The organism is Luteococcus japonicus (assembly GCF_003752415.1).
Lineage (GTDB): Bacteria > Actinomycetota > Actinomycetes > Propionibacteriales > Propionibacteriaceae > Luteococcus > Luteococcus japonicus.
The window spans coordinates 1,770,157-1,788,037 of record NZ_RKHG01000001.1 but is presented as its reverse complement, the minus strand read 5'-3'; the positions used below and the strand labels follow the sequence as shown (position 1 = coordinate 1,788,037).

General features: G+C 64.9%; 15 protein-coding genes and 3 pseudogenes. 10 read left to right on the top strand and 8 right to left on the bottom strand.

The genetic code is table 11. The features are described 5' to 3' along the window. Positions 1-53 precede the first annotated feature (53 nt). The gene (locus EDD41_RS08690) at positions 54-797 is read left to right on the top strand and encodes a peptidyl-tRNA hydrolase (RefSeq protein WP_245995743.1); all 744 of its coding nucleotides are present in this window, start codon (positions 54-56) and stop codon (positions 795-797) included. Here the strand turns inward: EDD41_RS08690 and EDD41_RS18170 are convergent. Next, the gene (locus EDD41_RS18170) at positions 710-964 is read right to left on the bottom strand and encodes a GH32 C-terminal domain-containing protein (protein WP_425454354.1); all 255 of its coding nucleotides are present in this window, start codon (positions 962-964) and stop codon (positions 710-712) included. The genes EDD41_RS08690 and EDD41_RS18170 overlap by 88 nt on opposite strands. A 32-nt stretch (positions 965-996) precedes the next feature. Beyond that, positions 997-1,821 (bottom strand): annotated as a pseudogene (locus EDD41_RS08685) (LacI family DNA-binding transcriptional regulator); the annotation flags it as partial. Between the two features lie 457 nt (positions 1,822-2,278). Between EDD41_RS08685 and EDD41_RS18165 the strand changes: the two are divergent. Then, positions 2,279-3,120, top strand: a pseudogene (locus tag EDD41_RS18165) (YeeE/YedE family protein). 37 nt (positions 3,121-3,157) lie between these two features. Beyond that, positions 3,158-3,388, top strand: a complete 231-nt coding sequence (locus EDD41_RS08670) for a sulfurtransferase TusA family protein (RefSeq protein WP_094765535.1) — start codon at positions 3,158-3,160, stop codon at positions 3,386-3,388. 97 nt (positions 3,389-3,485) lie between these two features. On the opposite strand, the gene EDD41_RS08665 is transcribed toward EDD41_RS08670, so the two are convergent. Further along, on the bottom strand, positions 3,486-4,589 hold the full coding sequence (locus EDD41_RS08665; RefSeq protein ID WP_170165296.1) for an ROK family transcriptional regulator: 1,104 nt from the start codon (positions 4,587-4,589) through the stop codon (positions 3,486-3,488). Positions 4,590-4,733: 144 nt separating this feature from the next. On the opposite strand from EDD41_RS08665, the gene EDD41_RS08660 reads away from it, so the two are divergent. The 5 genes from EDD41_RS08660 (at position 4,734) to EDD41_RS08640 (ending at position 12,167) form a co-directional block, all read left to right on the top strand. Then, the gene (locus EDD41_RS08660; protein WP_123575606.1) at positions 4,734-5,750 is read left to right on the top strand and encodes a LacI family DNA-binding transcriptional regulator; all 1,017 of its coding nucleotides are present in this window, start codon (positions 4,734-4,736) and stop codon (positions 5,748-5,750) included. Between the two features lie 111 nt (positions 5,751-5,861). Further along, positions 5,862-7,187 carry an ABC transporter substrate-binding protein gene (locus EDD41_RS08655; RefSeq protein ID WP_123575605.1) on the top strand — a complete coding sequence of 442 codons (1,326 nt, stop codon included), beginning with the start codon at positions 5,862-5,864 and terminating at the stop codon, positions 7,185-7,187. Continuing rightward, positions 7,184-8,095, top strand: a complete 912-nt coding sequence (locus EDD41_RS08650; protein WP_123575604.1) for a carbohydrate ABC transporter permease — start codon at positions 7,184-7,186, stop codon at positions 8,093-8,095. The genes EDD41_RS08655 and EDD41_RS08650 overlap by 4 nt, the downstream gene beginning before the upstream one ends. Next, on the top strand, positions 8,092-9,006 hold the full coding sequence (locus EDD41_RS08645) for a carbohydrate ABC transporter permease (protein ID WP_123575603.1): 915 nt from the start codon (positions 8,092-8,094) through the stop codon (positions 9,004-9,006). The genes EDD41_RS08650 and EDD41_RS08645 overlap by 4 nt, the downstream gene beginning before the upstream one ends. Before the next feature lie 128 nt (positions 9,007-9,134). Then, positions 9,135-12,167 carry a glycoside hydrolase family 2 TIM barrel-domain containing protein gene (locus EDD41_RS08640; protein WP_245995586.1) on the top strand — a complete coding sequence of 1,011 codons (3,033 nt, stop codon included), beginning with the start codon at positions 9,135-9,137 and terminating at the stop codon, positions 12,165-12,167. 98 nt (positions 12,168-12,265) lie between these two features. Here the strand turns inward: EDD41_RS08640 and EDD41_RS17820 are convergent, their stop codons facing one another. From EDD41_RS17820 to EDD41_RS17510, 4 genes and pseudogenes are all read right to left on the bottom strand, one after another. Beyond that, positions 12,266-12,670, bottom strand: coding sequence for a hypothetical protein (locus EDD41_RS17820; RefSeq protein WP_281273111.1), 405 nt, complete (start codon positions 12,668-12,670; stop codon positions 12,266-12,268). 122 nt (positions 12,671-12,792) lie between these two features. Then, the gene (locus tag EDD41_RS17815) at positions 12,793-13,602 is read right to left on the bottom strand and encodes an alpha-galactosidase (RefSeq protein WP_281273182.1); all 810 of its coding nucleotides are present in this window, start codon (positions 13,600-13,602) and stop codon (positions 12,793-12,795) included. Positions 13,603-13,656: 54 nt separating this feature from the next. Beyond that, positions 13,657-14,154, bottom strand: a pseudogene (locus EDD41_RS17810) (glycoside hydrolase family 36 N-terminal domain-containing protein); the annotation flags it as partial. 24 nt (positions 14,155-14,178) lie between these two features. Then, positions 14,179-14,397: a hypothetical protein gene (locus tag EDD41_RS17510; RefSeq protein ID WP_245995585.1), complete on the bottom strand. Its 219-nt coding sequence runs from the start codon at positions 14,395-14,397 to the stop codon at positions 14,179-14,181. A gap of 212 nt (positions 14,398-14,609) precedes the next feature. Here EDD41_RS17510 and galK point away from each other — a divergent pair, with 212 nt between their 5' ends. Next, positions 14,610-15,821, top strand: coding sequence for a galactokinase (gene galK, locus EDD41_RS08630; protein WP_123575601.1), 1,212 nt, complete (start codon positions 14,610-14,612; stop codon positions 15,819-15,821). A gap of 46 nt (positions 15,822-15,867) precedes the next feature. Continuing rightward, positions 15,868-17,235 carry a UTP--glucose-1-phosphate uridylyltransferase gene (locus tag EDD41_RS08625; protein WP_094765526.1) on the top strand — a complete coding sequence of 456 codons (1,368 nt, stop codon included), beginning with the start codon at positions 15,868-15,870 and terminating at the stop codon, positions 17,233-17,235. A gap of 9 nt (positions 17,236-17,244) precedes the next feature. Here EDD41_RS08625 and EDD41_RS08620 read toward each other — a convergent pair whose 3' ends face one another. After that, positions 17,245-17,844 carry an HAD-IA family hydrolase gene (locus EDD41_RS08620; RefSeq protein WP_094765525.1) on the bottom strand — a complete coding sequence of 200 codons (600 nt, stop codon included), beginning with the start codon at positions 17,842-17,844 and terminating at the stop codon, positions 17,245-17,247. Between the last annotated feature and the right edge of the window lie 37 nt (positions 17,845-17,881).

Genomic DNA, 17,881 nt, shown 5'->3' with positions numbered 1-17,881 from the left:
AGCCCGACGCCTCACCCATCGACGGTCACCTGGACGACGAGATTCCGTGGGCGATGCAGTTTGCCATCCGTTATGACAAGAAGCGGCCAGCCAGCCATGTGGACACCTGCGAGGCCGTCGCCCGGGCCGCGGTGGCGCTGATCAGTTCCCCCGAGGCGCTCGAGGGGGAGTGGCGCCAGGCCGTCGACTTCTGGCGCGACGGAAGGATCCGCAAGCTGGTGCGCCGAGCTCGCGGCCAGACCCGCTGGGCCGAGGTGCAGACCGTTCCCGGAGTCACCGTCGAACAGGGTGGTGGCGCCCCCGACGGTGAGCCCGGCGATGAAGGTGTGGCGGGCGCCCGCGCCTTCGTCCCCGCCCCGGTGCGTCCGCTCGGCCCGGTGCTGAAGAAGCTGCAGGTGGAGGGCACCGAACTGCCCGATCTTCACCCCAGTCGCACCGAGGGGGCGGTGGTCACGGTCGGTGTCAGCCCTCACATCACGATGACCACGGGCAAGGCGGCCGCCCAGTGCGCGCACGCCGCCCAGCTGGCATGGGAGGCGATGGACGAACCCACCCGTCAGGCCTGGCAGGCCGATTACTTCCGGCTCCGCGTCGAGGTGGTCGACGCCGAGCGGTGGGCCAGCAATCCCGGCCGGGTGCAGGTGGTCGACGCCGGTTTCACCGAACTCGACGGTCCGACGGAGACCACCCGCGCCTGGTGGGGAGGACCTCAGTCCAGCGACAGCACACGACAGGAGACCACGCGCAGTGAGCCCGTCTGCTCCACGGTGATCCCCGCCGCATCCGGCGCCAGATAGCTGCGCATCGTGAAACTGACCAGACCGTCGGCCAGGAAGAGCTCGTCCACCGAGCGGTCGCGCGCCAGCTGCAGGCGCAGCAGGCCGTCGGCGCTGGCTTCGGGCAGGGTGACGCTGCGTCGATCCCCGTGCGGATAACGCGTGGTGGAACGATCGACAGTGAGCACCCCGTCGGCAATCCGGAAGCCGACGTGGCAGCCAGCGTGCCGTCGAAGCCCACCACCTTGAACTGGCCGGGCACCTCCAGGCCACGCCGACGCGTCCAGTCGAGCACCCCGGCGGCCAGCAGGTCGTCGGTGGCGAAGACGGCATCGGCCTGCGGCGTCAGCGCGTCCAGCTTGGCCTCCATGGTGCGAGCCCGTTCGGCCTCGGGCAGGTGGAAGTCCACCGTCACCACGGTCGGATCGATCCCGGCGGCGGCCAACACGTCGCGATAGCCACGCTCACGGAGATTGCGGGAGTGCGAGCGTGAGGTGACCAGTGCGGGGCGGCGCGCGCCACGCTTCAGCAGCAGCTCGGTGGCGAGCCTGCCGCCGGTCTCGTTCTGGGCACGCACATTGGGAATGTGGGGTGCCAGCTCACGGTCAATTGTGACCACCGGTTGACGCAACCGTGAGTAGTCGTCCACGGGATCGTTGTGGGCGCCCGAGATGATGCCGTCGACGCGATTGGCCACCAGCATGTCGAGCACCGCCCGTTCCCGGTCGGAGCGGCCGAAGCTGTTGCACAACAGCAGCTGGCACTGGTGCTCGGCCAGGGCATTCTCCACCTCGACGGCCACCTCGCCGTAGAAGGGGAGTGCGACCGTCGGCAGCACCAGCCCGATGGTGTTGGTGCGGTGCCCCAGCAGCGATCGCGCCACCTGGTTGGGGTGGTAGTTCAGCTCGTCGATGGCCTGCGCCACCTTGTCCTTGGTCTGCTGGCTGAGGTAGCCGCGATTGTTCAGCACGCGCGAGACGGTGGTCACCGAGACCCCGGCCCTCTCGGCCACCTCGGCCAGGCGTGGTTCACGTTGCGGATTCATGCGGCTCCCTTCCCGTCCATCCTGCCCCAGCAGGAGAGACGGTGCCTCATCCTGCGGGGTGGTGGGGTGGGGTTGCCCACGAACAAGGTCAGGAAAGCCTCAGCAGGGAAGGAAAAGCGTCGTGGTCATCCAGCGTGACACCGCCACCACTCGGCATGCCGTCATCGGTACGCCGACGTGCATATGCCACCTGCTGTGTCGTTGCCCCGAACGCTGCGCCTGTCACGGACCTCCTGCGCCGTCTCCAGCCCCCGCGTCCGTCCAAGGACAAGGGTTTGGTTGGCCCCTGCCTCACCTCTGCGTGAGGGCTTACGCGTAGCGCCTACCCCTCCTCGTGGGGTACGCCCCTGCCCATTCGGGCATTCCAACTCACCCCCTGGCCCTCGGTCATCGTCGATGGGTCACTGCGTCACACCCCCGGGATACGCGGGCATTCACCACCCCAGAAGGAAAACTCATGATCATCACCGGACTCTTGCCCTGTCTGCTCTTCGGCTTCGTTCTGCGGCGCGGCCGCTTCTGCGTCACCGGCGCCCTCCGAGACGTGTGTATCGCCCACAAGGCTCGTTGGATGGTGGCCTTCCTGATCACCATCGGAGTCCAGGCCGTCGGCGTCGCCGCGCTGCAGAGCACCGGCGCAATCACGCGCAGCTTCGAGGAGCTGCCGTGGCTGGCCGTCATCGTGGGATCGCTCATCTTCGGTGTCTCCATCGTCGCGGCGGGCGGCTGCGCCACCGGCACCTGGTACCGCGCCGGCGAGAGCCTGGTCGGCTCATGGATCGCACTGGTCGGCTATGCCGCCGCCGCGGCCATGATCAAGTACGGCGCCCTGAAGCCCATGAACGATGCCGTGCGTGGTGTCACCGCCCCCGTCACCCCATCCACGACGCACTGGGCATCTCCAGCTGGGTGCTGGTGGCACTGCTGATGGCCCTCACTGTGGTGCTGGTGCGTCGGGAGCTGAAGCGCTCCACCGCACCGATGGACACGCTCCCGCCCCAGAGGACCGGCCTGGCGCACGTGCTCTTCGAGAAGCGCTGGCGTCCCTTCGTCGCGGGCGTCATCATCGGCCTGATCGCGAGCGCCGCCTACCCGCTGAGCTTCGCCTCCGGCCGCAAGTCCGCTCTGGGCATCACCACTGCGTCGGCCAATCTCAGCAGCTACCTGGTGACCGGCAACACCGAGCGTGTCGACTGGGGCGTGATGCTGGTGCTGGGCATCGGCGCCAAGATCTTCCTTCCTGTGGGCCGCAAGTCCGCCCCCTCGCGACGTCCCGTCGCCGTGGCCATCCCGGCCTGAACCACCACACAATCACCACCACAGAAGGGGAAACACCATGGCAAAGCACGTTCTGGAAACCGTCGGCGAGGTCTGCCCCTTCCGGCTGATCGAGGCCAAGAAGGCGATGGCCGATCTGCCCGTCGGCGACGAGCTGGTCATCAACTTCGACTGCACCCAGGCCACCGAGTCGATCCCCGAGTGGGCCGCGGAGTCCGGTTATCCCGTGACCGAGTTCGTCAAGGCACCCGACTTCGGCTGGGTCATCACGGTGCAGAAGGCGCACTGATCCCGCACCACGCGGTGGGTCCCGCTGCACGATGTGGCGGGACTCACCGCGCTTCGCCGGCACTCTGTTTCGCCTTGGGGTCAGATGTGTCGGAGGATTATGAGCGCGGAGTCATGTGGGCGCGGATCGCCATGGCGGCCGATCCGCGGGCCCATTCGTCGAAGCCCAGGCTCTCGATGCCGATCTGCTCGGGGCGCAGCTGGACATAGCGTCGGATCCCGTCGTGCAGGGCGGTCTGATGGTTGCGCAGCAAACCCGCGTCCTCGCCTGAGATCAGTACCTTCTCCGGTGCGGTGTACAGGCACACCTGCCCGACCAGCTGCCCCATGGCCCGGGCCACGTCGTCGAGCACCACCTGCACCCGGGGATCATGGGAGAAACGCGCCAGGTCCTCACTGCTGGCGTGCGTGGGCAGCGCACTGCCCAGCGCCGCTTCGACGTGCTGGCTCACCACGCTGGTGACGACCACATCACGCAGCCGACGCCCGTCGTCGAGCGTCACGTCGCCCACCCGGCCCGCGCGCCCGGCCTGACCCAGCACCAGCTCGTCATTGCAGACCAGCGCGACACCGACACCGGCACCCAGCGTGGCCACCGCGAAGTCAGTGCAGCCCCGTCCGAAACCGAACCAGTGTTCGGCCAGCGCGAAGGCATGCACGTCATTGGCGACCACGCACGGCAGCCTGGTCGCCCCGGCCAGCAGATCCCGGAAGGGAGAGTCTGGCCAGCCCAGGAAGGAGACCCGGCTGATGTTGCCGTCGGCGTCCACATTGGCGCCCAGGCTCACGCCCAGCCCCACCGGGTGCCAGGGAGCGGCCCAGCCGAGCACCAACTCTTCCAGCGTAGCCACGGCGGATTCGGGGGAGGGGAACTCCTGCTGCACCTTGTGGCTGGCCACCACCGTGCCCTTGAGATCGGTGACCACGGCGAACAGGGCGTCGGTGACGAACTTGGCGCCGACGACGTGGGCCCGTGACGCGTTGACGTCCAGTGGTACCGACGGGCGGCCGGTGGAGTTCTGCGCCACCGGCTCGCCCTCCACCAGCAACCGTCGGGCCACCAGCGGCTTGGTCAACCGGGTGAGGCTGGGGGCCGAGAGCCCCAGCATGCGCCCAAGATCGGCCCGGGAGACGGGGCCTTGGCGGAGCACCGCCAGGGCCACGCGCTTCGAGGTGGAGTCCAGGCCGTCGAAGTCGTTCACGGCCCAGACCCTACTTCGCGGTGATCTTGTGTGGGTGCTTGATTGACGTGGCATCCGAATCTGGTTCGTTGACGAGGCCCACGTACACTGTGCGGGTGGCGCGGTGTGCGTCGCATTGTCCAGATCCAGACAGGAGTTGCTCCCATGGCGCGGCAGGGGCATCGGCGGCAAGGAGCGACCATCTGGACGGTGGCCGAGAGAGCGGGAGTCAGTCACCAGACGGTCGCTCGGTATCTCCGCGGCGAGAAGCTGAGGCCTGAGAATCAAGAACGGGTGCGGCAGGCTATTGATGAGCTTGGTTACCGGTTCAACGACACCGCGAGTGAGCTGGCCACACAACAGCCGCGCCGCATCGGAGCGTTGGTTTTCGATGTTGATGACTGGGCCCCGCAGAGAGTTCTAGCAGGTGCTGGAGAGGCGGCCCGTGCGAGCGGACACATCTTGGAGACGATCCGGGCCGACATGGATGACCCTGCGTCAATCAAGCAGGCCCTACACATGATGAACCGCGCTTCGCTGGCGGGTGTGGTGGTGCTTTCGCCTCCAGACTTCGTGCTCGAGGCGATGGATTTTAGTTCCTTGCAGACCCCGTGGCTGATCGAGGCAGAGCCAAGGATCCCTCGGGGGCATCCGGCGTCGCTGGAGCATCCGATAGCAAAGGCCGTGAGGCATCTGGCGGAACTGGGGCATCAGAGATTTTTCTATCTGGGGGGTCCGCGCGGGTGGCCCTCAGCGTGGAATCGTGAGACGGCTTACGGTACCTGCGTTGAAGATCTGGGCTTGGTCGACTGCGGTCGCACCCATGGCCCATGGGGGGCCGTCAACGGTTACGCGGCGGTGGACCACCTTCCCCTAGACCAGATGCCCACCGCCATCGTCGCGGCGAGCGACCAGATCGCCCTGGGCGCCATCGCTCGGTTGCACAAGAGTGGCATTAGCGTCCCGGGTCACGTCAGCATCACCGGCTTTGACGGGCTCAAGGATGCAGCCTTCTACGCTCCGCCATTGACCACGGTGGCGATCGACTTCGTGGGGATGGGTCGCCGGGCGGTGAACTCTCTTCTTGCGGGGACGGGGCTCGGCGGCGCACCCGAACTTGAGGGCTACTGTTTCGCCGGTGAGCTCGTCCCCCGCAGATCGAGCGCGCCACCGGCGCGCTGAGGGACAGAAAAACTAGGGTGTCTCCCTCTTGTTACCGATAACAGTTACCGTGTATCATGCTTTTACCGGTAACAGACCGCCGGTTATTCCAACGGAGGAAGTAGGTCACCCATGTCTCGTCCCCAATCTGAACTCGAGTACCTCGCGCGTTTCCGCACCGCTCCCATTTCGGGCGTCTCCCGTCGTGCAGTGCTGGCTGGAGCGCTCTCTGTGGGCGCTGTTGGCTTGGTTGGTTGTGGCGGTAGTGGAGGGGGTGGTGGTTCGGCCTCCGGGGAGGTGTCCTTCGGTAACAATCAGGCAGATGAAGCTCCCCTCAAGGCGATCAAGGCCAATGTTGCCGGTTTTGAGAAAGCGCACCCCGACTACAAGATCAAGATGAACACGGTGGCACACACCACCTTCCAGGAGAACATCAACAACTATCTGCAGGGCGCTCCGGACGATGTCTTCGCCTGGTTTGCCGGATACCGTGCTCGGTTCTTTGCCGAGAAGGGCATGGTTGGCGACATCTCTGACGTTTTCGGTGAGACCAAGGGGATTCCCGCCTCGCTCAAGAACGCTTGTTCCACGGCTGATGGCAAGCAGATCGTCATGCCCGCCACCTACTACCCGTGGGTTGTCCAGTACCGAAAGAGCGTCTGGAAGAAGCACGGTTACGAGATCCCCAAGACCATTGATCAGTTCACTGAGCTGTCCAAGAAGATGCAGAAGGACGGTCTGACCCCGATGGCCTTCGCCGACAAGGACGGTTGGGAAGCGATGGGCATGTTTGACATCCTTAACCTTCGCGCAAACGGCTACCAGTTCCATGTCGACCTGATGTCTGGCAAGGAGGATTGGTCGCAGGCCAAGGTGGCCAAGGTATTCGACCTGTGGAAGGGACTGCTTCCCTATCACCAGAAGGATGCGCTGGGCCGCACCTGGCAGGAGGCGGCGCAGAGTCTGCAGCAGGGGAAGTCCGGTATGTACTACTTGGGCACCTTCATGGCCCAGCAGTTCAAGACCGGCGCTGAACAGGACGACTTGGACTTCTTCGTGTTCCCCGAGGTGGACAGCACGATCGGTTCCGGTGCCATCGAGGCGCCGACCGATGGTTTCATGCTGAGCAAGCGCCCCAAGAACGAGAAGGGCGCAAAGGCCTTCCTGTCCTATCTGGGCAGTGCTGATGCCCAGATGGCCAATGTGGCCGCCGATCCGTCGGCGATCGCAGTCAACGAGAACGCCGATCCGACCAAGTACACCTCTCTACAGAAGCGCATGCTCGAGGTCATGAAGGGCGCCACCGATGTGGCCCAGTTCCTGGACCGTGACTCCCGCCCAGACTTCGCCTCGACCGTGATGGGCCCGGCGATCCAGAGCTTCATCAAGAATCCCAATGACATCACGTCGATGCTGGCCAACGTGGAGTCTCAGCGAAAGTCGATCTTCGGATCATGAGTGCCGTTGCTGAGCCCCGCCAGCGGGGGCGTGGGGGAGGCCGACTCTCGACACGCGACAAAGTGACCGTCTCTCTGATGATGGGGATCCCGACGCTGGTGGCGGCCTCACTGGTCTGGCTACCCGCTATCGCTTCGGTGGTGCTGTCCTTTTTCGACTGGGATGGTTTCGGGCCGCTGTCGGAGGCAGAACCAGTCGGGCTCCGCTGGTATGAAGAGGCCGTCACGATCTATCCCGCCTTCTGGCCTGCCGTGCAGCACAACCTGATCTGGCTGGCAGCGATGTTCTTTGTCGCGACTCCGATCGGGTTGCTTTGCGCCGTGCTGATCGACCGTGAAGCCAGTGGCACGAAGCTCTACCAGACTTCGCTGTACCTACCAGTGGTGCTGTCGATGGCTCTAATTGGCTTCGTCTGGCAGCTCATGTTCAGTCGGGATCAAGGACTCATTAACGCAGTATTGGGGACTTCCATCGACTGGTACGGCGATTCCCGGTATAATCTGTGGGCTGCGCTGATTGCCACCAGCTGGCGACATGTGGGTTACGTCATGCTCCTCTATCTTGCTGGTTTGAAGGGTGTTGATCCAGCGCTGAAGGAGGCGGCCGGCATCGACGGGGCGTCTGAGATCAAGACCTTCTTCCACGTCACCTTTCCCGTGATGTTTCCCATCAACGTGGTGGTGCTGGTGATCACTTTCATCGATTCCCTGCGCGCGTTCGACCTGGTCTGGGTGATCAACCGAGGTCGTAACGGCCTCGAGCTACTGGCCACGGAGGTCACCCGCAACATCGTGGGGGAGGCACAGCGAATCGGGTTCGGATCCGCCTTGGCCACGATCATGTTGGGGATGTCCAGCGTATTCATCTTGATCTATCTGAGAATCGTCATGAGGGAGGAGGCGCGATGAGTGCTCCCGCTCGCACTGTTGCACCAATCGAACGCGAGGAAGTGGCTGCGAGTCGTCGCCCCTGGAGCAAGGGGCGTATCGCGACGCATATCTTCTTGGGGGGCATGGCAGTGCTGTGGCTCTTTCCCCTCCTTTATGCAGTCCTTGCCTCTTTGCGGAGCTATGCGTACACGAGCGAACACGGATACCTGAGCTTCGGGGGGTTCACTTTGGAGAACTACAGCAAGGCATGGGAGGCGGGTGATTTCGGGGCAAAGTTCCTCAACTCTGCGATCATCACCATCCCTGCTGTGGTGCTCTCGCTCTTCTTTGCATCGATGGTGGCATTTGTGATCTCGCGTTTCTCATGGAAGTTCAACACGATCATGTTGGCCCTCTTCCTGGCCGGGAACCTGCTACCACCTCAGGCCCTGCTCATTCCGGTATTCAAGTTGTTCCAGCGAGTCGAGGTCCCCTTCTGGATCTCTGAGTCGGGGACGCTGCTGAATACTCACTTGGCCGTGATTCTTGTGAACGTTGCCTTCCAGACGGGCTTCTGTACCTTCGTGTTGAGCAACTACATGAAGGCTCTTCCCAAGGAGATCTACGAGTCGGCGATGGTTGATGGCACCAGCTTGTGGGGACAGTTTTGGCGGATCACTCTGCCTCTGTGCCGCCCTTCATTGGCTGCCCTCGCAACCTTGGAGGCCACTTGGATCTACAACGAATTCTTCTGGGCCACCGTGCTGCTCCAGAACGGTGACAAGTTCCCGATCACGAGCTCCCTGACTAATCTCGCAGGGGATTTCTTTACAGACAACAACCTCGTGGCCGCAGGATCGATGATCATCGCCTTGCCTACCCTGGTGATCTATTTCGCACTCCAAAAGCATTTTGTCTCGGGTCTGACCATGGGAGAAACCAAGGGCTGAGCTTCAGGCTTCAGCTGTCGCATCAATGTAAAGGGCTGCCGTCTCGCCGCAGTGGCGGGGCGGCAGCAGTCACATTCGGACTTGAAGGAGAGTCATCGAAAATGCTTGGCCATCACCAGAGTCTGGCGGTGCTCCATGAGAACACACTGCCTACTCGCTCCTACTACATTCCAGCCTCCACGCCCCTCGGCGACGTGGTCGAAGCGCGAGTGCTGTCGGACCGCGCGCAGTTAATCAACGGCACGTGGAAGTTTCAGCTCTTAGCCGAGGAGCGAGAGCTGCCAGAAGGATTCTTCCTGCCCGGATCTGAAATCTCGGATCTGGTGGATATTCAGGTCCCTGGCACATGGCAGCACCAAGGCTTTGATGCCCATCAGTACACCAATGTCCGTTACCCGATTCCAGTCGATCCGCCTCACGTTCCCAGCGCGAACCCCTGTGGCATCCATCTGTTGGACTTCGAGCACACCCCCAACTCCGACGCCCCCACAACGCAACTGGTATTCGAGGGCGTCGACTCCTGCTATTATGTCTGGCTCAACGGTCATTACGTGGGTTACAGCCAGGTGACCCACGCCACCAGTGAGTTCGAGATCACCCCCTTTCTGGTCGACGGCGTCAACCATCTGGTGGTGCTGGTGTACAAGTGGTGCGACGGTACCTATCTGGAAGACCAGGACAAGTTCCGTACGAGTGGGATCATTCGTGACGTCTACTTGCTCGACCGGCCCGAGAAGGTGCTCTTCGACTACTTTGTGACCACCAGTGTTGGTCTTGGCGGCGACGCGAGGGTCTCGGTGCGTGGTCAGTACAGGGGCGGCGTCGTACCAACCAACCTGCGTCTTATCGACGCGCATGGTGACATGGTGGCTTCTGGGACGTTCTCGCCCAGAAGCGATGGCCATGGCTACACCCACGCCTGTGACCTGCAGGTGTCCGATGCCCAGCTTTGGAATCCGGAGAGCCCCTACCTCTACACGCTACTGATCGAGACATCCGACGAGGTCATCACCGATGAGGTGGGCATCCGGGAGGTCACGATCGACGGTGTCGTAGTGGCGGTGAATGGTCGGCCGATCAAGCTGCGGGGCGTCAATCGTCATGACTCGGACCCTGTCACTGGACCCGTGGTGGACGTCGAGCACATGCGCCGAGATCTTGCCCTGATGAAGCAGCACAACATCAATGCCGTGCGCACTTCTCATTACCCGAATGATCCACGTTTCTATCAGCTGTGTGACCGTCATGGCTTCTTCGTCATGTCCGAAGCTGACAACGAGAGCCATGGTGCCCAGTCGCGCTACCTCGCCGACAGCTCTTGGGAGAACATTGTTGAGAGGTGGAACGAACTGATTGCCGACAATCCTGAATGGACGCAGGCCACCGTTGATCGAATGGAGCGTAGCGTCCGGCGGGAGAAGAACCGTCCCAGTGTGATCAGCTGGTCGGCCGGCAACGAGGGTGGCTACGGTTGCACGTTCGAGGCGGCCATGGCTTGGGTCAAGGGCTTCGACCCGACTCGGATCAGCCACTACGAGGGCGCGTTCTATCGTGATGGAAAACGCAGTTATGACTATTCCTCCCTAGATGTCCACAGTCGTATGTATGCCTCGCTCCAAGAGATGCGCGACTACCTCGCAGGCGGCCCGGACAAGCCTTATGTGCTTTGCGAGTACTCCCACGCCATGGGTAACGGGCCGGGCGACATTGAGGACTACTGGGAGCTCATCCGGGTCGAGCCAGCATTGTTAGGCGGCTTCGTCTGGGAGTGGTGTGACCATGCCGTCCTGGACGGGTGGACCCCAGAAGGTCATCCGAGATTCCTCTACGGTGGAGACTCCGGGGAGACCGTGCATGACGGGAACTTCTGCGTCGACGGTCTGGTCGGCCCGGACCGCGTGCCCCACCAGGGACTACTTGAGTTAAAGAATGTGCAGCGGCCCGTGCGGATGGTTGGCTTCGATCAAGCACTCGGTGTCGCCCGCCTGCGAAATGAGCTCGATTTCACCAACCTCGACGACCACTTGCAGGTCGTCTGGGAGGTGGTGCGCGACGGTGTCGTTGTGGCGCAGGGAGTGGCGAAGTTGCCGAAGGGTATCGAGCCCCACACGACGGTCGATGTGTCCTGCCCTGTGGACGTGCCTGACTCGGGGCGTTGCCACCTGCGACTGCGGTATCTGCTGCGAGAGGCGGATGCGTTCAGAGCTGTAGGACATGACCTGGGCTTCGACGAGGCAGAACTGGAGATCCTCGATCCGCGCAATCAGGAGGTCGTTGCCCTCGCCGCCTCAGTGGCTGGGCGCGCGCCCGAGGTTCACGAGGATCCTTGGCACGTCGTTGTCAGTGGTGAAAGCTTCAGATGGACCTTCAGTCGTGATTCGGGACTTCCAGTGGGTTTCCAGCTGGAGGGACACGAGGTTCTAACTCGCCCCGCCGAGGTGAACATCTGGCGTGCTCCCACCGACAACGACCGCAACATCGTGGCCGAATGGCGTCGGGCTCGTTACGACCGGACCCATACTCGTACCTACGAGTGTGAGGTGGATACAGACGGTGCTGCCGCGCAGATCAGTTTCTCGATGTCGCTGGCTTCCGAGACTGTCCAACCTATTCTCCGTATGGAGACTCGCTGGACTGTGGACGCAACCGGGCGACTTCGGCTCCGAATGGATGCGACTCGAGGCGAGGGTTTTCCGTATCTGCCGCGTCTGGGGCTTCGATTCTTCCTTCGCTCGGACCTGGAACAAGTGACCTTCGTGGGTATGGGGCCGTACGAGAACTACGTGGACAAGCACCGCGCCAGCTGGCACGGACACTTCGTCACGGATGTTGATGCCTTGTTCGTCAACTACCTGAACCCGCAGGAGAATGGCAGTCGCCATGACTGCGACTTGCTTGGGATAGGCAACCCGGACATTGGGCTGTCCGTTTGGGGTGGGCAACCATTCAGCTTCAATCTGTCCCGCTACAGCCAAGAGGAGCTGGCTCGGGCCTCTCACGACTGGGAGCTGGAGGCGGAGGAGGACTTGGTGCTCTGCCTCGACCATGGGATGGGTGGAGTTGGCTCGAACAGCTGTGGTCCTGAGCTCCTGGAGAAATACCGACTGGACGCCGTCCATCACCATGTCGACTTCACTTTGGCGCCTGTACGCAAAGGGTGAAGTGCCCGGCCTGTGAGGCTGGCGTCAGGCACTACGGGCTCGCACGGCCCCACTTGGATCATGGGTGGGGCCGTGCGAGCCCGTAGTGGTTGCGGTGGTCAGGAGAGCTTGTCCAGCACCAGGATCCGGGTGCGCTCGGGCAGGATCACGGGCGCTCGCACCCCGGCCGTCGCCAGTGCCCGTCCCGTCAGCTCCACCGTCGCGGGCAACTCGCGGCCGCCGGCGGTGAGATCGAGGTGGCTCATCCGCCAGGTGGCATCCGGGGCCAGGCCGGGCAACTGGATGCTGCCGATGCTCCACGTTCCGGGCAGCTCCAGCAGCGTCAACGCGAAGATGGCACGGTCCTCACCCACGACGCCGTGCAGGAAGGCGCCGGGCTGCGGCGGGTCCACGCGCACCAGGCGTCCGCGATTGAGCAGCGCCCGGATCTGCTTGTACCAAGCGATCCACGCCTTCAGCTGGGCGATCTCCTCGTCGCTGGCCTTCGCCAGGTCCCACTCCACCCCCAGATGGCCGAAGACGGCCGTCGCGGCGGGTAGGCAATGTCGTGGTGTCGGCCCGTGGTGTGCGAGGCGCCCGACGCGATGTGCGATCCCAGCATCTCCGGCGGCAGTAGCTGGGTGGTTCAGCGCGTCATCTGCTGACGATCCGTGGGATCGATGTTGTCGCTCACCCAGACGCGATCGCAGTGCTGCATCACCTCCAGATCGATGCGCGCACCGCCCGAGCTGCACGACTCGATCTCCAGTCCGGGGTGGGCGGCCTTCAGTTCGTCCACCAGTCGGTAGAAGGCCAGAGTCTGCTCGCGGACCCCGGGCCGGCCGTCGGGATGCGTGCCGGGATCCAGCAGATCGCGGTTGTGGTCCCACTTGATGTAGCCGATCTCGTACTCCTCGAGCAGCGCCATCATCTGGTCGCGCACATGGGTGTAGGCCTCGGGGATCCCCAGGTTCAGCACCCACTGGTGACGCGCCTCCAGCGGCATGCGTCCGGGCACCTGGAGGACCCAATCGGGATGCTCGCGGGCCAGATCGGAATCAGGGTTCACCATCTCGGGCTCGAACCACAGGCCGAACTGCATCCCGAGGCGAGTCACCTCGTCCACCAGTGGGTGCAGGCCCCCTGGCCACGCGTCAGGGCTCACCGTCCAGTCGCCCAGGCCCGCACGGTCATCGCGACGGGCGCCGAACCAGCCGTCGTCCAGCACATAGCGCTCGATGCCTAGGTCTGCGGCGCGACGGGCCAGATCCAGCAGGCGGTCGGCGTCGTGGTCGAAGTAGACGGCCTCCCACACGTTCAACGTGACCGGGCGCTCGGCGTCGACGGGATGGGTGGCCCGCAGGAAGTCGTGGTGGGCGTGGGCAATCGAGTCCAGACCGGTGCCGTGGCCGAAGACCAGCCATGGGCTCGTGTAGCTCTGGCCATTGGCCAGCACCACCTCTCCGGGCAGCAGCAGCTCGCCGCCACCGATCACCTGGTCTCCGGTCAACGTGCGTTCGGCGTAGTGGACGTGGTTGCCGCTCCATGCGGTGTGCACGCTCCAGATCTCGCGTGAGCCGAAGTCGAAGCCCTGTTCGCCCAGGTGCAGCACGAAGGCCGAATCGGCGCCGGTGCGGCCGTGGCGGCCCTCGCGCCAGTGGGTTCCGACGCCCAGAGGGGTGCGCTACGGCACGCGCTCCTTGCCCCAGCGGCCGGCGAAGTCGAGGATCTCTGTGGCTCGTTCCGGCACGGGCAGGGCCAGCAGCAGCTGCTCGAGCTGATAGCCGTCCTCGCCGGTATTGGTGAGGGCGGCGCGGGTGCGCACCAGGCTCTGGGCGGTGAGCTCGATGGTCAGTTCCAGTTCGAGTCCGGTCTGCTCATCGCTGGCGGTCCAGATGGTGGTCGCGGGGCCGCCGCTGTGGAATCCGGTGACGGCGGAGCCATCAACGGTCACGCTGGTGACGGTGAAACGGGGCGCCCAGGCGGCGCCGTGGCGGGAGCCCGACAGGCCGGGGTGGCCGTACCAGCCATTTCACTGCTCGGGCAGCACAGCCAGGCGGTAACCCTCGCCGGGTAGGCCATTGTGGATACCGGCGTGGGAGTGCGCGGTGCTGAGCTGGGTGACGGCGGCGGAGTCCATCTCGCCGAGCGGGGCGCCCCAGTGGAGCACTCCCGGAAGTCCACCGTCGGGGGATTCGAGCACGAGGCAGGTCTGGGGTGCTTGCAGCAGGATCTGGGTGGTCACAGTCACGGCATCCTCCATTGGATGCTTACTGTTGCGGCGAAACTAATAGGTCGTAGTCTAGACGCGGGGCAGGCACAGGGCCAGAGGGGGGGGAGGGCCCCGACCTGGCCGCTGCACCGGGGTTGGTGTGGCCAGCCTGCCGACCGCCTGCTTGAATCGAAACACGGGAACCCGGCCGCGCCCGCACTGGGTGCGCCACCACCATCACTGGAGATGACATGTTCCACCTGGACGCCGCCTGGAGCACCGATGAGGGCATCACGCGTGCCACCGAGCTTTTCACCCAGACCTTCGGCAGCGAACCCGCCGGTGTGTGGGCCTCGCCCGGACGGGTCAACGTGATCGGTGAGCACATCGACTACAACGGCGGCTTCTGTCTGCCCATCGCGCTGCCGCACCGTACCTATGTTGCCGTGGCGTCCCGCGACGACGGCCGGGTTCGCATGGTCACCGACTTCGCGGCGGACGGGCCCTGGCAGGGGAGCCTCGACGAACTCGCCCCCGGCCGGGTGGAGGGCTGGGTGGCCTACTGCGGTGGCCCGGCCTGGGCGCTGCGCGAGGCTGGCATCCAGGTGCCCGGCTTCGACGCCGCCGTCGCCTCCTGTGTGCCGGTCGGTGCCGGGCTGTCCTCGTCGGCCGCCATCGAGTGCGCCGTCGGGCTGGCGCTCGCCGATCTGGCCGGCCAGCCCATGGACGCCACCTCCGAGGACCGCGCCCGGCTCGCGGCGCTGTGCGTACAGGCAGAGAACCTCGTCGCGAATGCCCCCACCGGGGGCCTGGACCAGGCCGCCTCGCTGCGCACCCAGGAGGGGCACGCGCTGCTGCTGGACTGCGCCGCCAACACCGTCGAGCACGTCTCCTTCGACCTGGCCGCGCAGGGCATGAGCCTGCTGGTGGCCGACAGCCGTGCGGCCCACTCGTTGGGTGACGGCCAGTACGGCGCCCGTCGTGCCCACTGTGACCAAGCCGCCCAGATCCTGGGCGTCACCAGCCTGCGCGAGGTGGCCGACGCCACTGACCCCGCCGACCTCGACTCCGTGCTGGACCGCATGCCCGAGGACGTGCTGCGCCGCCGTCTGCGCCACGTTCTCACCGAGACCTGGCGCGTGCAGGGCTTCGTCGCCGTCCTGCGCGAGGGCCAGTTCGAGGTAGCCGGCGAGCTGCTCACCGCGTCGCACGCCTCACTGCGTGACGACTACGAGACCAGCGTCCGCGAGACCGACGTGCTGGTGGATGCCGCCCTGGCGGGGGGAGCGCTGGGGGCCCGCATCACCGGCGGTGGCTTCGGTGGCAGCATCATCGCCCTGGTGCGCGACGCCGATGCCGAACGCATCGCCCAGGCCATGCTCGATGCCACCCGGCAGGCCGGCACGCCCGAACCGCAGCTCCACCTGGCGATCGCGGCCGGCCCCGGCCAGCGGTTGTCCTGAACCAGTCCATCCAGAGCAGCCGATCCAGAGCAGCAGGAGTCCCACCATGAGCGCAGCAGGACTAGAGCAGGCCGTCGCCAAGATGCAGGCGGCCGGCGTGATGCCCGCGGCCATCCGCACCTTCCAGTCGCAGTACGCGCAGCTGGAGGCCGGGGCCGCCGGTTTCATCCGCGAGGAGACCATCGAGCCGATGCCCCGCCCGGTGCACCTGGCCGATCTGGACGTCGACCCCGAGGCGGCGCGCGAGGCGCTCGACCGCACCGTCGTGATCAAGCTCAACGGCGGGCTGGGCACATCGATGGGGCTGGACAAGGCCAAGAACCTGCTGGAGGTGCGTGACGGCAAGACCTTCCTGGACATCATCGTCCAGCAGGTGCTCGCCGCCCGAGCCAAGCACTGCGCGCGGCTGCCGTTGATGTTCATGAACTCCTTCCGCACCCACGACGACACCCTCACCGCCCTGGCCCGCTACCCGGAACTGGCCGTCGACGGGCTGCCGCTCGGCTTCTTGCAGAACCAGGAACCCAAGCTGCGCGTCGACGACCTGACGCCCGTCGAATGGCCCTCCAACCCGTCGCTGGAGTGGTGCCCGCCCGGTCACGGCGACGTCTACGTCGCCCTCTACGGCAGCGGGCTGCTGCAACAGCTCATCGACCTGGGCCACGAACGGCTGCTGCTCACCAATGGCGACAACCTGGGTGCCAGCCCCGACGCCACCATGGCCGGCTGGTTCGCTGCCTCCGGGGCGTCCTATGCCGCCGAGTTGTGCCGCCGCACCGTCAACGACCGCAAGGGCGGTCATCTGGCGGCGCGTCGCAGCGACGGTCAGCTGATCCTGCGCGACACGGCGCAGACCCTGCCCCACGAGATGCACTTCTTCACCGACCCCGACCATCACCCGTACTTCCACACCAACAACCTGTGGCTTGACCTGCGGGTGCTGCATCGCGTCATGTCCGAGCGCGACGGGGTGCTTGGCCTGCCGCTGATTCGCAACCAGAAGACCGTCGATCCCACCGACCCCGACTCCACCCCGGTTTTCCAGATGGAGAGCGCCATGGGTGCCGCGATCGAGGTCTTCGAGGGCGCCACCGCCATCTGCGTCGGACGTGAACGTTTTCTGCCGGTGAAGACCACCAATGAACTGCTCCTGCTGCGCAGCGACCTCTACGAGCTCGACGAGGACGGGCTGCTGGTGGCACAGGCGGAGACGCCTCGGGTGGAGCTGGACGGCCACTACAAGCTGGTGCAGGACTTCTCCCGGCTGGTGCCGCATCCGCTGGGGCTGCGCAAGGCCACCTCGCTGCGTGTCAACGGCGAGGTGGGCTTTGGCCGCGACGTCCAGGTGGTCGGCGATGTGGAGGTCAGCCCCGACGAGCCGCGCATGATCGAGGATGGCACCGTACTGGGCTGAGCGGCAGCATCACGGCTCCAGCGCGCCCGACTCCACCAGCCACGAGCGGGTGTCGGCGTCGTCCTGCCACAGGTGGGTGTGCCAGCCGCGCCCTTGTGGCACCTCCAGGTTCTGGGGCTTGTCGTCGACGAACCACAGCTCGTCAGGGCTGCAGCCCAGCGCCTGCTCGACGTGCTCATAGATCGCGGCCTCGGGCTTGGCCATGCCGAGCTTTCCGGAGACGAACCAGCCGTTGACCAGCTCACCCCAGTCCGATTCGGCGATCGATCGCTCGAAGCAGCTGGCGGCATTGCTCAGCACCCACACCTCGTGCGGGCTCATCGCCAGATCGACGAGCAGGTCCAGCGCAGTGGGGCGAAGCGTGGTCCACAGCTTCGCGTCCTGACGAGCCAGATGGTCGGCGATCGCCGCGTCGATCGTGATGCCAGCACCCTGCGCCACGGCACCCCAGTAGGTGAGGTCGTCGTCGCCCCGGTCCCAGGCGTCACGCTCGGACCAGTAGCGACGCGTGATCTCGTGCGGCGCCACGCCCAACAGCTTCGCGGCGTCGCGCACCTGCGTCGTCTCGTGCACCAGCACGCCGCCCAGATCCACGATGATCCTCTGCATGACCAGAGCCTAGCGGGACCGAGAATTGGGACTTCGA